This is a genomic window from Mycobacterium sp. MS1601, from assembly GCF_001984215.1.
Lineage (GTDB): Bacteria > Actinomycetota > Actinomycetes > Mycobacteriales > Mycobacteriaceae > Mycobacterium.
Map to the genome: position 1 here is coordinate 3,241,139 of NZ_CP019420.1, position 14,478 is coordinate 3,255,616.

Below are 14,478 nucleotides of genomic sequence, written 5' to 3' on the forward strand. Positions count from 1 at the left end.
GTCAAAACCCCTGTGTCACTTGGGTATCTGATGTCACACGGCTGGCTTTTCTGTCGGACCCCAGGTCTAGTTTTGTGTCATGGGCAGATCAGCGGTGCAGGACAGGGAGGCAATGCTGGCTGACCAAGCGCTGATCGAAGCCGCCACCGCACGAATGAACCGATACTCGGTTGAGGGGTTCACCCATCTGGAACTGTTGGAGCTTCAGGAGCGCCGCGAAGCGGTGGCAAGGGCCCAACCGGTGCTGGATCACTCGGTGTATCAGAAACTGACCAGTGAGACCTCGCCGACGGCGTTGGGGGCCAGCAGTTTCCCGAAGGTGCTGGCAGCCCGATTGCGGATCAGTGAGGCCGACGCGCGACGCCGATTGGATGACGCGGAGCGTCTGGGGCCGCGACGATCGATGACCGGTGAGTCCTTGCCGCCGAGGATGCCGACGGTGGCTCGTGGGCAGGCCCAGGGGTTGATCGGTGCCGAGCATGTCAAACACGTCCGGTGGTTCGTCGGCAGGTTGCCGGTGAGTGTGGATTACCAGACCCGGCAGAACGCCGAAGAGCAACTGGCTCAACATGCCTGTGAGCTCGGTCCGGAGGCATTTCGCAAAGCTGCTGCCCACCTGCTGTATCTGCTCAACCAGGATGGTGAGTTCTCTGACGAGGATCGTCAGCAGCAAGCGTATCTCCGGTGCGGAAAGCAGCGTCCTGACGGGTTGGTCCCGGTCGAGGGGCTGTTGACCCCGGAGATGTGGGCCAGTTTGGAGCCGTTGTTGGAGAAGAACGCGGCACCGGGGATGAACAATCCGGACGACCGAACGCCCTGCATCGATGGTCAGCCCACCGAGGAGCAGAAGCAGGCCGATCGCCGCTCAGCAGGCAAACGCAATCATGACGCACTGCTGGCGCTGTGCCGCAAGATCCTCACCTCGATGCCCACCGGCACGATCAATGGTTTCCCGGCGAACATCGTCATCACCGTCAGTCTGACGGACCTGGAGAAAGGCATTGGGCACGGTCTGACCGCCGGCGGGACAATGATCCCGATGTGCGATGTCCTCAAGATCGCGGCGCATTCGCGGCCGTGGTTGGCGATCTTCGACGGCAAGGGAATTCCGTTGCATTTCGGACGCGCCCGACGTACCGCGACCCTCGCGCAACGCCTGGTCCTGCTGGCGAAGCACCGAGGTTGCACCATGCCGGGCTGCACAGCCAGTGCCTACCGCTCGCAGGTTCATCACGCGAACACAGACTGGAAAGCCGGCGGCGACACCGATATCGAGGATCTCACCCTGGCTTGCGGACCCGACAATAGGATGGTCGAGACCACCGGCTGGACCACCCGCAACCGGCCCGAAGATGGTCTGACGGAGTGGATTCCTCCACCGGAACTCGATTGCGGGCAGTCCCGCACCAATAATGTTCATCATCCGGAACGGATCATCGACCCTGACGATCCGTAACCCCGAGTGCACCCCCAGCCGACGGACTCACCTGGTCCGCCGGCTGTCGGTGGGTGTCTATGCCGGCTTCTTCTCGCGGCGGGTGGCCCGACCGGTGGCGCGGGCGACGGTCACGGAATCCTCGGCCCTGACGAGCCTGATGACGAAGATGTCCTCGCGCGCCAGACGTTCGGCGACTTCTGCGGAAGCCACCAGAAGGTCACCCTCGTAGGCCGGAGCCAGGTAGTCGACGTGGATGGAACTCACCACACCGCTGTGAGTTTCGTTGTTGGCTGCCGCGGCCAGAGCTGAGCCGATGACGCTGTACAGCAGCGCGCCGTGGGCGGTGCGGTGCGGGTTGAGGTGATTGCCGTTGATGGTCAGCGTCGCGGTGGCGTTGCCGTTGCCGAAGTTCTCCACCTCGACACCGAGAAACTGTGCGTAGGAATCGATGTTCACAGCAGTGCCTTCTTCTGGACCTTGCCCATGGCGTTTCGCGGCAGCGCTGACACGAAGCGCACCTCGCGTGGACGTTTGTGCCAAGACAGGTCGTCTGCGACGTGGGCGATCAGAGCCTCAGCCAGCTCATCACTTCCGGAGTCGGACTCGGACACCACGAACGCGACGATGCGCTGTCCGAGGTCGTCGTCGGCCATGCCGATCACGGCGACCTCGTGAACCTCGGAACGGGCCAGCAGCGAGGTCTCGATCTCGCCGGCACCGATCCGGTAGCCACCGGACTTGATCAGGTCGACCGATTCGCGACCGACGATACGGTGGAATCCCTGTTCGTCGATGGCGGCCAGGTCGCCGGTGACGAACCAGCCGTCGTCGGTCCAGCACGCGGCGGTGACTTCGGGCAGATTGAGATAGCCGTCGAACAGCATGCTGCCGCGAACCTGCAGTCGCCCAATCGATTCCCCGTCATGGGGTACGTCATGGCCGTCGTCGGTCTGAATCCGGGTCTGCGCACCTGCGATGGGGAGGCCGACCCAGCCGGGCCGACGTTCACCGTCGGCGCGGGTGCTCAGGGTGATCATGGTCTCTGTCATGCCGTAGCGCTCTACCGGAGGCTGCCCGGTGAGTTCGCGCAGACGCTCGAACACCGGGACCGGTAGAGGTGCACTGCCGGATACCAGCAGACGCGCCGAGGACAGGGCAGCCGCCGAGACCTCGTCGCGCACGACACGGGTCCACACCGTGGGCACGCCGAAGTACATGGTTCCGCCGGCTTCGGCGTAGCGCTCCGGTGTGGGCTTGCCGGTGTGGATCAACCGGGATCCGATGTGCAGCGACCCCAGCACCCCGAGGATGAGACCGTGGGTGTGGAACAACGGCAGACCGTGCACCACAGTGTCCTCGGACGTCCATGACCAAGCCTCTGCCAGTCCTTCGATTCCGGCGGCAATGGCACTGCGGCTCAACAGAACACCCTTGGGTGCGCCGGTGGTGCCGGAGGTGTACAGGATCATCGCCGGACGCTCGGGCGAATTCCCCCGAGGCGGAAGTGCTGTTCCACCGGTGGTTGCGGGCTCCAGTACGGGCAGCGTCACTCCGTCGCGAAGTGGGCCCACCCAGCAGGTGGCGCCGGAGTCGGAGACGATGTGCGCCACCTCTGCTACTCCGGCGTCGGGTGGTACCGGAACCACTGGGATTCCGCCGAGGAGGGCACCGGTGACAGCGACGACGGTGGTCAGCGTCGGCACGGCGCAGACGGCGATGACGGGGGAGTCCTGACCGTCGAGAACCTGGGCGGCGAACGCGCAGGCCGCGTCGTGTAAACCGCGGTGGGACAGCGATTCACCGTCGACGGTGACGAGCTTGTCTTCAGAGCGCTCCTGCAGGGCGCGCAGCGGTACCTCGCTCATGCGAACACCATCCCGGGGAGGATCAGCACCAGTGTGAGCGCGACGGGCCCTACCACCACCATGGACAGACCCCAGCGGGTGAGAAGTTTTGTCATCCGGGGTCGGGCGTCCTCGTCGACGGTGGTGGCCACGTACGTCGCCCCGACCGTCGAGAACGGGGAGACATCCACGATGGACGCGCACACGCCGATGGCGCAGATCAGAGCCCAGCCGGGGATGCCACCGTCGGCGATCAACGGAAGAGCCAGGGGGACAAGGGCGGCCAGCATGCCGGTGGTCGAGGCGAACGCCGAAATCAGGCCGGCTGCCGCGCACAGCAGCACCGCGGCCACCAACGGCGAACCGAGATGGACCGCGCCTTCGCCCAGCATGTCGACCACACCCATATCGGTGAGCACACCGACGTAGGTGATGATGCCGCCAACCAGAAGCACTGAGCCCCAGTCGATCCGGCTCATGGCCTTCTTGCCGGAATTGGCGTCCAGCAGGGCGGCCGCAGCGCCAAGACCGTAGCCGAGGACGCCGATGTCAGGCGTCATGCCCATGAGGGACATCACCACAACGGCTGCGATCAGTACCACCATCATCGCGATGGTCAGCATCTGCATGCCGGTGGGCCGGCCCGGCGCCACGAGATCATCGTCGTCATCGCCGCCGCGGCTGTCGATGTCCAGGGTGGAACCGCCGTATTGAGGCAGTGCCGCTCCGCGGGCCACCATCGCCTCACTGAAGGCAGGCGCCTCGGCGTTGACCCGCTTGTTGCGGCCGAAGAGCAGATAGGCCACGGCAAGCAGCAGCAGGTTCAACGCGACGGCCACCCCGAACAGCAGCAGCGGGCTCAGTTCGATGCCCGCCTCGTTGGCGGTGCCCCAGGTGATGATGCCGAACAGGCTGGTGGGCGCGAAGGCGCCTGCGCTCAGGCCGCAGCCCATCGCCAATGCCATCAGCATGGGGTCGATGCCACGCTTGTGGGCGATGCTCATGCCCATCGGGGCCATCACCAGGCCGCCCAGGGGCGCGCCCATTGCGGAGATCACCGCGGTGAGGGCGAAGAACACCGCCGGGAACAGCGCGTCACGGCTGCCCACGCGCGCCAGTGAAGCTTGGATCAGCCAGTCGATGGTGCCGTTGCTGTGGGCGATCCCGAAGAAGTAGGTGACGCCGACCAGCAGCACCAGGATGCTGAGCGGGAAGCCACTGATGATGTCCGTGAGACTCAGATCGGCGATGAACAGGCCAACGATGCAGGCAACCGGGAACATAACGATGCCGATGTTGACGTTGCGCATCGCGCTGATTGCGAATACGGCGACGAAGATCGCCAGCGCTATGAGTTGCGCCGTCATGATCACCTCTCTTGACAGCGGTCCGTAGAATGGACCAGTGGTTCGTCTGATAGACCGATGCGACGTAACCTAGCTCACAACTGAGGAGAGAGGCAACCGTGGCCACTGAAAGCGTGGTGTCGGCGTTCCGGGTACTGGAGGCCGTGGCTGCAACCCAGCCGGTCGGACTGTCCGAGCTTGCCCGGACCGTGGGAATGCCCAAGAGCACTGTGCAGCGGGTGCTGCTGACCCTGCAGGAGGTGGGCTGGTTACGGCCCACGGAGACGACGCCGACGCGATGGCAGTTGACGTATCGCGTGGTCGCCGTGGTGGGTCGAGCGGGCGGCGGGGAGAGCTTGCGCGACATCGCACTGCCGGTGATGAACGAACTGCAACTGGCCACCACCGAGACCATCCATCTGGCCGCCCCCGACGGCGACTCCCTGGTGCTGGTGGAGCGCCTGGATACCCCGCACCGGTTGCGGGCCTTCCTGCCGCTCGGCGAGCGGATCGCACTGCACGCCTCGGCCACCGGCCTGGCGTACCTGTCGGCATGCGAGAAGAATTATGTCGATCAGTACCTGGCCGGCCCGCTGCCGGCGCAGACCCCCGACACCATTACCGATCCTGATCGAATTCGTCTGGTGTTGGACGAAATTCGTGAACGTGGGTATTCCGTGAACATCGGCGGACTGTCGTCGGGAATCAGCTCGTTGGGCGCGCCCATCGGCAGTCCGGGACGCCCGGTCGCCGCCCTCTCCATCTCGGGGCCCAGTAGCCGCCTGACTCCTGACCGGTTCGACGAGCTGGGCCGCCAGGTCCGAGACGCCGCCGCGAAGATCAGCCGTTCGTTGTGAAATATGGTCCTTACAAACTGATTTCGTGGCGAACTGCGGTCCGCTGTGGGCACCTGCCGCAGTGGGTCAACCCCGCAGCTTGTTGAGAGTCTCCAGCACTTGCGCCACCAGCGCATCGATGTCGGCGCCGGTGGTGTCGAGTACCAGATCAGCGTTCTCCGGCGGCTCGTAAGGCGCATCGACACCGGTGAGCCCCTTGAGCTCACCTGCACGTGCCCGCTGGTACAGCCCTTTCGGATCCCGCTTTTCGCATTCGGCCACCGAGGTCGCGATGTACACCTCGATGAACGGCAGCTTGGCCGCCTCGTTGAGGGTGCGCGCGATCTCGCGGTCGGACTTCAACGGCGATACCAGTGATGCCAAAGCCACCACACCGGCGTCGGCCAGCAGTCGAGTGAGATGCCCTACGCGCCGGATGTTCTCGGCTCGGTCACCCGCCGAGAAGCCCAGATCGTCGGACAAACCGTGGCGCAGGTTGTCCCCGTCCAGCAGGTACGCCACCTCGCCGGCCTCCACCAGCGCACGTTCCACGGCCACGGCCACCGTCGACTTACCCGAGGCGGGCAGCCCGGTGAACCAGATGGTGGCACCACGCTGACCGGTCTTCTGCCAGCGATAGTCGCGGTCCAGGCTCGAGGGGTGCCAGCGGATGTCGTTGCGCGTCTGGACGCCCGCCTTGATTTCCCTGGCTTCGGTGATGGTGCCCGCGCCCACGGTGTCGTTGGACGTCTCGTCGATCAGGATGAAGGCGCCGCTGTCGCGGTTGTCGGCATACGGGTCGGCCACCACGATGGAGCTGGTGCGCAGCGTCACCGAACCGATGTCGTTGAGCGCCAGCTCAACCGGCCCGTCCAGGTCGTCGAGCGTTTCAGGATCCAGCCTGGTGTGCAGCTCCTGCACCGTCGCCCGCACCGTCCGCGCACCCTGTTTGAGCGACAGCCGGTCGCCGGCCCGCAGTGGGGTGTCGGTGAACCAGCAGATGGTCGAGTACAGCTCGCGCGCCAGTACCGGCAGCACGGCGTTCTCCTCCCCGCTGACCAGGACGTCGCCTCGGCCCACGTCGATATCGTCGGCCAGTTGGATCGACACCGACAGCGGTGCCACCGCGACATCGCGCGCATCGTCGAGGGTGTCCAGCGCCGTGACCGTGGACGAGGTGCCCGAAGGAAGCACCACCACTCGGTCGCCGACACTGAGGGTGCCTGCCGACAGGCGACCGGTGTAGCGGCGGCGTTGTTCGGCAGTGGGTCGCGACACCCACTGCACGGGCATCCGCAACTTTGACGACTCAGGGTGCGGTGCAACCAGTTCGATGTTCTCCAGGTACTCCAACAGGGAGGGGCCGTCGTACCACGGGGTGTGCGTCGAACGGTGCACCACGTTGTCGCCGTGTTTGGCGGCGATCGGGATGACAGCCAGGTCGTGGGCGCCGAGCCGGGCGGCCAACGTGTGCAACTCCGCCTCCACGTCGGCAAAGCGGCCCTGGTCGAAGTCGACGAGGTCGATCTTGTTGATCGCCGCCACAAAGTGCTTGATACCCAACAGCTTGGCGATCCTGGCATGGCGACGGGTCTGCCGTAGGACCCCGGCGCGGGCGTCCACCAGCAGGATCGCCACGTGGGCATTGGAAGCGCCGGTGAACATGTTGCGGGTGTAGCGCTCGTGGCCGGGGGTGTCGGCGAGGATGTAGCTTCGGGTTTCGGTGGAGAAGAAGCGATAGGCGACATCGATGGTGATGCCCTGTTCCCGTTCGGCACGCAGCCCATCGGAGAGCGCGGCGAGGTCGGCGATGCCTTCTTCGTCGGTGACAGCTTCCAGATGATCCAACGGAAGGCTGTCGGTGTCGTGCAGCAGCCGCCCGATCAGGGTGCTCTTGCCGTCATCGACGGAACCCGCGGTGGCGATACGCAGGAGTTGACGAGTCATGTCAGAAGTAGCCTTCCCGCTTGCGGTCTTCCATTGCCGCCACGCTGGTGCGGTCATCAGCACGGGTCTCACCACGCTCGGACACGGTGGCGGCCGAGATCTCGCTGATCACGCCGGTGATGTCGGTGGCCCGGGACCGGACGGCGCCGGTGATGGTCAGATCACCGACAGTGCGGTAGCGCACCCACTCCACGGCGGAGGTCTCGTCACCCTGCGGCTGCACGTAGTCCGAGACAGCCAACAGGATGCCGTCGCGCGCAACCACTTCCCGTTCGTGGGCGAAATAGATCGACGGCAGTTCGAGGTCCTCCAGTTCGATGTAGCGCCAGATATCCAGCTCGGTCCAGTTGGACAGCGGGAAGACCCGCACCTGCTCGCCCTTCTTGATCCGGCCGTTGTACAGCGACCACGGTTCAGGTCGCTGCGCGCGGGGATCCCACTGTCCGAACTCGTCGCGGAAACTCAAGATGCGTTCCTTGGCGCGGGCCCGTTCCTCGTCGCGGCGGGCACCACCGAATGCGGCATCAAAACCGCCCTCCTCCAACGCATCCAGCAGTGTTCGTGTCTGTTGGCGGTTACGGGAAGCACCTTCGCCCGGGTCGGCCACCCGGCCACTGTCAATGGTGGCCTGCACCGAGCCGACGATGAGCTTGTGATCGGCCACCCGGCGGTCGCGGAACTCGATCACCTCCGGGAAGTTGTGGCCGGTGTCGACATGCAGGACCGGGAACGGCAGAGGTGACGGGCGAAACGCCTTCTCCGCCAACCGCAGCAGCACGATCGAGTCCTTGCCTGCCGAGAACAGCAGCACAGGGCGCTGCAGCTCGGCTACGACCTCGCGGATGATGTGAACGGCTTCGGCCTCCAACAACCGGAGTTCGTCGACGTGGGTGGTGTCGATCGTGGTACTCATGTGGGCAGTCCTTCCTTCTGGGCGTCGGCGCGGTAGCGCTCCACCCATTCGTCGGAACGCTGGTCGGCCTGGCGCTCCAGCACCGGGTCCGGAGCCAGTCTGCGGTCCAGGCTCAACGCCTCGAGCACGTCACCCACCACCTCTTTGAGGTTGCGCCACAACACCGGATAGGGCACCTCGATGGGGTCCACCTGCTCCTCGGCGAACCAGTTGCGCCAGCCTTCTTCCTGTTCTCTGAGCATGGTCACCACATGGGCGATGGCGCCTGCGTGATACTCCGCGCGTTGATCGCGGATCGGGTCGGCGCGGCCCCGCCACACCCGGGTCTGCACGGCGCGCCAGAACGACACCGCTTGAGACACCACGTCGGGACGGTGGACATGGATCAGCACCGGATCGCTGCCCACTACATCGCCTATTGCGGCGAGTAGTCCGTCACCGGAACGCTCGGGGAGGTTCTTGGCGCGCTGCAGCAGCAGCGGTGTCTGGTTCCACATCAGCTTGCCGCCCCAGATGCCGTTCGGGGTGCGTCCGACAGTGCGGATGTAGTCACGCCAGATCTCGGCGGGCGCCAGATCAGGCTTGCCCTCGACCAGGGGGTCGAGCAGTCGCAGGATCGACGGGTCCTCGACAGTGGCGAACCATTCGCGCGGTTGCGGTGACATGCTGGTGTGGGGGAGGTATTGGAAGAACTCCTGCGGCTCACCGGCCATGCCGGTGGCGCGCAGTGATTCGACCAGCAGTGTGCTGCCACTGCGTTGCGACGCCAGAACCAAATAGGCGGTGCGGCTGGATGCCATGCGCGAGAGCCTATAGGCAATTCAATTCACGCGCATACAGCCATTTATCTTCAGGATGAAAAAAACTATTGTTTTGTGGATGCGCCAATGCCTCGTTCTATGGCGATGGCTGATCGGCTGGGCAGTTTCAAGCCCTGAATGTGGGCGTAGGTCTGGGTGTAGCGCTCGGCGATCCTGGCGCCGGCGAATTCTGACGGAATGACGTCATTGGTTTTCACCCGCCAGCTGTTGAGTTGCAGTGCAAGCTCCCGCGCAATGGCCTCATGCGTGTCACTGACCTCGCCGATCAGCAGGTTTCGGGTTTCTGTCGGGTCGGCGTTCAGGTCGTAGAGTTCACGTTCGGGGCGCGGAGCCGTTGACAGCGGACCCACCAGCTGACCTGGCGCGCTCTCCTCGATATCCCATGGCAGATCGAGCAACGGACGATGCGCGTAGTTCTCGATATAACTGTATTCCTTGGTTCGAATGGCGCGAATGGGATCAAAAGAGTCGTGATATGTCTTGGTGGTGAAAACGGCGGTACGCACCTCGGCGTCGCCATTTGAATTCACCAAATTCGGGGCATGTGACACACCGTCGATATCGTCGGGAATCTCTTGGCCGAGCAATTCCAGCAGAGTGGGCAGCAGATCGACGCCACTGAACAGATCGTCGTACACGCGGCCTGCCATCTGACGCCCTCTGGGCGGCCGGATGATCGTCGCGATGCCGGTACCTGCGTCGTACAGCGTCGACTTGGCCCGGGGCAGGGCAGGGCCGTGATCGGTCAGGAACACCACCCAGGTGGTGTCGGCCAGTCCCGTATCGTCCAGCGTTTCGAGAAGTTGGCCCACGGCGGCGTCGGCGGTGTTGATGGCCCCGTAAAAATCGGCGAGATCCTGACGGACCTCCGGGGTGTCGGGCAGATAGTCGGGTAACTGCACACCAGAGGGCTCGGCGGGTTCGTAACGCTCGTGCGGGTAGGGGCGGTGTGTTTCGAAGAAACCCGCGGTGAGCACGAACTTCTGCGGGGGAGCGTCGCGCAGCCATTGGGTGGCGCGTTCCACCACGTACTCGCAGAAGGAGTTGGACACGTCATACTCGTCGAAGCCGAGTCGAGCCGGGAAGCTGGTCTCGTGTTGCATACCGAAAAGTGCAGTGTGCCAACCAGCTTCGCCAAACAGCTGCGGTAGTGTGCGGACGCCCGAGCGATACTCCCAACCGTGGTGTGCCAGGCCCACCAACCCATTGGTCTGCGGATAGCGCCCGGTGAACAGCGATCCGCGCGACGGCGAACAGAGCGGGGCGGTGGAGTGCGAGCGGGTGAACAAGATGCCCTCATGCGCCAAGCGATCCAGGTTCGGGCTGTTCACGTCGTCGTGGCCGTAGACGCCGAGGTGGCGGCCGAGGTCATGCCAGTGGACGATGAGGACGTTCTCGTCGGAGCTCACGGGTCTAGCTTGCCTGTCCGCGGTCCGGGTTTCATCCGAAGGTCCGGGTTTCAGGCGACGAACCACCCGATGACCTGCCCGCAACGAAACCGGTGAATCGTAGGCTGTCGTGACGGCGAGGGTGCGAAAGGCAACCCTCGCCGTTCAGCTGCCGATCAAGCCGGATTGGCCCTGGTTGTGCAGGATGAAGTACGGATCGATGGTGTCCCACGTGTCGGCGTAGAACTGCTGCTTGGCGGCGAAGGCCTCGTCCTCGGTGTTCAGCAGGTCGGCGATCTGGTCGTAGCCGTAGTACAGCATCGACACCGGGCCGGTGGCCAGTAGCAGCTGGTTGATCGCGATCTGCGCGCCGGTCTTGTTTCCGAGCAACGCTTGGATCAGTGCGGGAACGATCTCCGTGACCGGCAGCACCACGTTGACACCCGGGACGATCTGGCTGGCGCGGTACGCCAACTCGAAGCCCTCGCGGAACACTTCTCTGGCCGGTGTGGGAAGAACCAGCATCACCAGGTTTCGCGTCTGGATGAGGATGGCGGGCATTCCGATGGGATCGGGGTCGTCGGTGCGGAACGGGTCACTGCCCGGTGCGTCGGCCTGAGAGCTCACGGCCGCAGCGAGTTTCACCGTCGTCGTTTCCTGCGGCGGGGTTGTGATCTGCCCGGGCGAGGACGGTGACAGCGGCAGCCCCGACTGGCCCCGGTTGTGCAGCAACGCAAACGGATCGAGGATGTCCCATGTCGTCGCGTAGAACAGCTCTTTGAGCTCCTGGGCCTCGTACTCCAGGTTGATGAAGTCGGCGATCTCGTCGTAGCCGTAGTACAGCACCGACACCGGGTGGAGGGTCACGATGAGGTTGTTGATGATGTTCTGTGTGGCCGTCTTGAAGACCACCGGATCGCCGCTGGCGAGGTTCGGGAACTGGTTGATGATGTTGATCGCCGGGATGACGGCGTTCACGAAGGGGATGAACTGGCTGCCGCGGAACGCCGCTTCGTAACCCTCGCGGACGAACGGCTGCAGGAAGGGCACCCCTGAGAAGGCTTGGATGAGCTGCTGCTCGATGGTCCACAGCGGGCCCGGCATGTCATTGGGAGCAGGCTCGGGCGGCATGGGCCGGAACGGGTTGATGCTCCACGGCACCGGCCCGGGCTCTTCGTCGGCGTCGGTGTCGGCGGTGGTCTGGGCAGTGGCGGCCGTCGAGATGGACGGCTTGGACAGCGCGGCCACGACTTCGTTGGCCTTGTCCGCCAAGTCCCCCAGCGGGTCGAACACCACCGGTGTGGTCGCAGCTTCTTCGGGCTCGGGCTCGGGTTCCGGTTCGGGTTCGGTCTCGGCGGGCGGTTCTGGTTCGTCGACGTCCTCTACCACCTCGTCGACGTCCTCGGATTCCTCGGTGGCCTCGTCGTCGGCGTCGTCTTTGGTCTGGGCCTTGGTGGGCTTTCCGAGGCCGAACTGCTTGGTCAGTTCCTGAACGGCCTTGGCGGGATCGAACGTGGGCTTCGAGGGCTTCTTCGGTGCGTCGTCGTTGCTGACCGCCGCGACGGTGTCCTTGGTGTCCTTCTCGGTCTTGTCCGCTTTGTCCGCTTTGTCCTGCTTGGAGGACTCGGACGACGTCGCCGGGGACGTGTCGGTGTCCGCGTACGCGGTGCCCTGTCCCGCAACGGCGATGGCCGCCCCGACTCCGGCGGCGACAGCCGCTCCGCCCAGGTACCCCATGTACTTTGCTGACGCCACTATCGCCCCTTCGTAGACCAAGGGGATCGTAGAGGGTCTGAGCAAATTCGGCACGACAACACTGTGATACGAGTGTGAGGGTGGGTCGACGAACAGAAGCTGCGGCACTGGCCGCCATTGTGGTCTTCGCGGCGATGTGGCTCGGCTACGTGCAGAGCTGGGCGTGGCTGTCCGAGGTGGATTCCTGGTTCCTGGATGCCCTGCACCCCATCGGGCAGGCGCATCCGGGCTGGATCACCTCGTGGGACGTCTTCTGCACCGTCCTCGGGCCGACGATGTTTCGCATCGCCGGAGTGGGGTTCATCATCTGGTTGTTGGCTCGCCGCTACCTGCGCGCGGCGCTGTTCCTGGTACTCACCGCCGAGCTGAGCGGGCTGGTCACCGAGGTTGCCAAACATCTGGTTGACCGCGCCCGGCCAGACACGGCGATGGTCCATGCCTATGGCACGTCGTTCCCGTCCGGGCACGCCCTCGGCGTGATGGTGGCGGTGCTGGCGTTCCTGACGGTCCTGCTGCCGCTGGTGTCAGCTCGGTGGCGGACGCCGTTGATTGTCGTGGGCGCGGCGGTGGTGATCCTCGTCGGCGTCGGGCGGGTGGTGCTCAACGTTCATCACCCGTCCGACGTGGTGGCGGGATGGGCGCTGGGCTTCGCCTGGTACGTGCTGTGGCTGAGGGTGCTGAGGCCGCTGCCGTTGGTCACGTCCGTGGCTGAAACACCTGCAGGGCCCGGTAACACGACCTGAAGGTCACCTTGTCGAACTCCTCGCCGACTTCGCCGTCGTGGGCGACCGGAATGGGACCGTCGACTGCTTCGAACGTGAACTCGGGCACCTGCAGTTCGTGATACAGCGGGCTGCGAGGAAGTCGCCCCAGCGCCAATGACACCAGAATCCTGGTGCGGGCCAGGCGTTTTCCTGTCTCCAACAGGCGGATGTCGATGAGCCCGTCGTCCATCCTGGTACGCCGTGACGGAGCGAACCCCGTCGGCAGATACACCGAATTCCCCAGGAAGAACAGCGACGTCTGCACCGTCTTGTTGTCATAGCGGATGGTGACCGGAGTGTCGTTGCGCAGCGTGTGCACCATGGCGTAGATCCCGGCCAGCGGCTTGCCGATCTGGTGCTCATGCTTCTCGCGGGTCTGCACGAAGAACGGGTAGGCACCGACACTGGCGGTGTTGATCACCATCTTGTTCTCGTTGATGCGCACCAGGTCCACGCAGCGGATCTGGCCGTGGCGGATGGCATGCACGGTGCGCGCCACGGTTTCGCAGCCGATGTCCTTGGCGAAGTGGTTGAACGTCCCGGCCGGGAATACCGCCAGCGGCAGACCGGCCTCGACGGCGATGGCCGCCGCGGTGGACACCGTGCCGTCACCGCCGGCGATGGCGAGCACCTCGGCACGTTGGGCCGCGTCACGCAGCACCTGCTCCGGGTCGTCATCCGCGCTGAGTTCGATGATCTCTGCGCGCGGCAACTCCTGTTTCACCTCGTCGAGGACGCGGGCGCCCGTACCACTACCCGAGGCCGGATTGACCACGAGCACCACACCGGCGCCCTCGGGACGGTTGAGGGTGGTGACATACAGCGGTTCTGTCTTTGGCAGCTGGGTCTCCACCACCGGCGGCACCAGCTTGCCGCCGAGGACGGCGATGCCGGCGCCGATGCCGAAGCCTGCGACCACATCGCCGGGATAGTGCGCACCGGTGGCCACGCGGGACAGGCCGACCAGGCCGGCCAGCAGGGCCAGCCCGAACCCCAGCGGCGGGCTCTCCAAGCCGACGCCCACCGCGAAGGCCGCCGCGCTGGCCGAGTGGCCCGACGGAAGCGAGTTCGATGTCGGAAAGCGCCGGATCTGCCGGGGCAGTGGCACCGAGGTGCGCAGTGGTCGCGGCCGCGTCCAGATGCGTTTGGCCAGCTGGTTGGTGAACAGACTGGTGACGCCCAGCGTGACTACCCCACGCGCTGCGCCCCTGGTGGCTTTTGGCTTGCCCGAGACGGCCAGAGCGGCGGCGACGGCGAACCACAGCTTGGAGTGGTCCGCCGCGCGCGTCAGCGGCGGCATCAAGGTGTCCAGCAGCGGAGTGGGGGAGTCTGCGATGGCTTCGAAGACTTCGCGGTCCAACGTGCCGAGGCCTTGCGTGATCTGACGGATTCCTCGAGCGCGTTGCCAGGGCCAGCGGTTCATCCA

At 65.0% G+C, this 14,478-nt stretch carries 12 protein-coding genes; 3 read left to right on the top strand and 9 right to left on the bottom strand.

The features are described 5' to 3' along the window. The first annotated feature begins 79 nt into the window (after positions 1-79). Complete coding sequence (locus BVC93_RS15810; RefSeq protein ID WP_083738292.1) at positions 80-1,456, top strand: HNH endonuclease signature motif containing protein; 1,377 nt, start codon at positions 80-82, stop codon at positions 1,454-1,456. 57 nt (positions 1,457-1,513) lie between these two features. Here the strand turns inward: BVC93_RS15810 and BVC93_RS15815 are convergent, their stop codons facing one another. From BVC93_RS15815 to BVC93_RS15825, 3 genes are read right to left on the bottom strand one after another with little or no spacing between them, the layout of a single operon-like run. Then, positions 1,514-1,894, bottom strand: coding sequence for a PaaI family thioesterase (locus tag BVC93_RS15815; RefSeq protein WP_083738293.1), 381 nt, complete (start codon positions 1,892-1,894; stop codon positions 1,514-1,516). After that, a complete protein-coding gene (locus BVC93_RS15820) occupies positions 1,891-3,303 on the bottom strand; it encodes an acyl-CoA synthetase (RefSeq protein WP_083738294.1) in 1,413 nt (470 codons plus the stop codon). Before BVC93_RS15820 ends, BVC93_RS15815 begins: the two co-directional genes overlap by 4 nt. Continuing rightward, on the bottom strand, positions 3,300-4,649 hold the full coding sequence (locus BVC93_RS15825) for an SLC13 family permease (protein WP_083741089.1): 1,350 nt from the start codon (positions 4,647-4,649) through the stop codon (positions 3,300-3,302). Before BVC93_RS15825 ends, BVC93_RS15820 begins: the two co-directional genes overlap by 4 nt. Positions 4,650-4,747: 98 nt before the next feature. Between BVC93_RS15825 and BVC93_RS15830 the strand changes: the two genes are divergently transcribed. After that, positions 4,748-5,485 (top strand): IclR family transcriptional regulator, encoded by a 738-nt coding sequence (locus BVC93_RS15830; protein ID WP_083738295.1) that lies wholly within the window; start codon positions 4,748-4,750, stop codon positions 5,483-5,485. A 66-nt stretch (positions 5,486-5,551) separates the two neighbouring features. Here the strand turns inward: BVC93_RS15830 and cysC are convergent, their stop codons facing one another. The 5 genes from cysC to BVC93_RS15855 form a co-directional block, all read right to left on the bottom strand. Next, positions 5,552-7,411: an adenylyl-sulfate kinase gene (gene cysC / locus BVC93_RS15835; protein WP_083738296.1), complete on the bottom strand. Its 1,860-nt coding sequence runs from the start codon at positions 7,409-7,411 to the stop codon at positions 5,552-5,554. A gap of 1 nt (position 7,412) precedes the next feature. Continuing rightward, the gene (cysD, locus tag BVC93_RS15840; protein ID WP_083738297.1) at positions 7,413-8,324 is read right to left on the bottom strand and encodes a sulfate adenylyltransferase subunit CysD; all 912 of its coding nucleotides are present in this window, start codon (positions 8,322-8,324) and stop codon (positions 7,413-7,415) included. After that, a complete protein-coding gene (gene stf0 / locus BVC93_RS15845) occupies positions 8,321-9,124 on the bottom strand; it encodes a trehalose 2-sulfotransferase (RefSeq protein WP_083738298.1) in 804 nt (267 codons plus the stop codon). The genes cysD and stf0 overlap by 4 nt, the downstream gene beginning before the upstream one ends. Positions 9,125-9,189: 65 nt before the next feature. Then, positions 9,190-10,554, bottom strand: coding sequence for a sulfatase family protein (locus BVC93_RS15850; protein WP_083738299.1), 1,365 nt, complete (start codon positions 10,552-10,554; stop codon positions 9,190-9,192). 144 nt (positions 10,555-10,698) lie between these two features. Next, positions 10,699-12,288 carry a hypothetical protein gene (locus tag BVC93_RS15855; RefSeq protein WP_157516943.1) on the bottom strand — a complete coding sequence of 530 codons (1,590 nt, stop codon included), beginning with the start codon at positions 12,286-12,288 and terminating at the stop codon, positions 10,699-10,701. Positions 12,289-12,422: 134 nt separating this feature from the next. Here BVC93_RS15855 and BVC93_RS15860 point away from each other — a divergent pair, with 134 nt between their 5' ends. Then, entirely contained in the window at positions 12,423-13,031 is a 609-nt protein-coding gene (locus BVC93_RS15860; protein WP_083741090.1) for a phosphatase PAP2 family protein, read from the top strand. On the opposite strand, the gene BVC93_RS15865 is transcribed toward BVC93_RS15860, so the two are convergent. Further along, positions 12,985-14,475, bottom strand: coding sequence for a bifunctional phosphatase PAP2/diacylglycerol kinase family protein (locus BVC93_RS15865; RefSeq protein ID WP_083738301.1), 1,491 nt, complete (start codon positions 14,473-14,475; stop codon positions 12,985-12,987). The genes BVC93_RS15860 and BVC93_RS15865 overlap by 47 nt on opposite strands. Positions 14,476-14,478 lie beyond the last annotated feature (3 nt).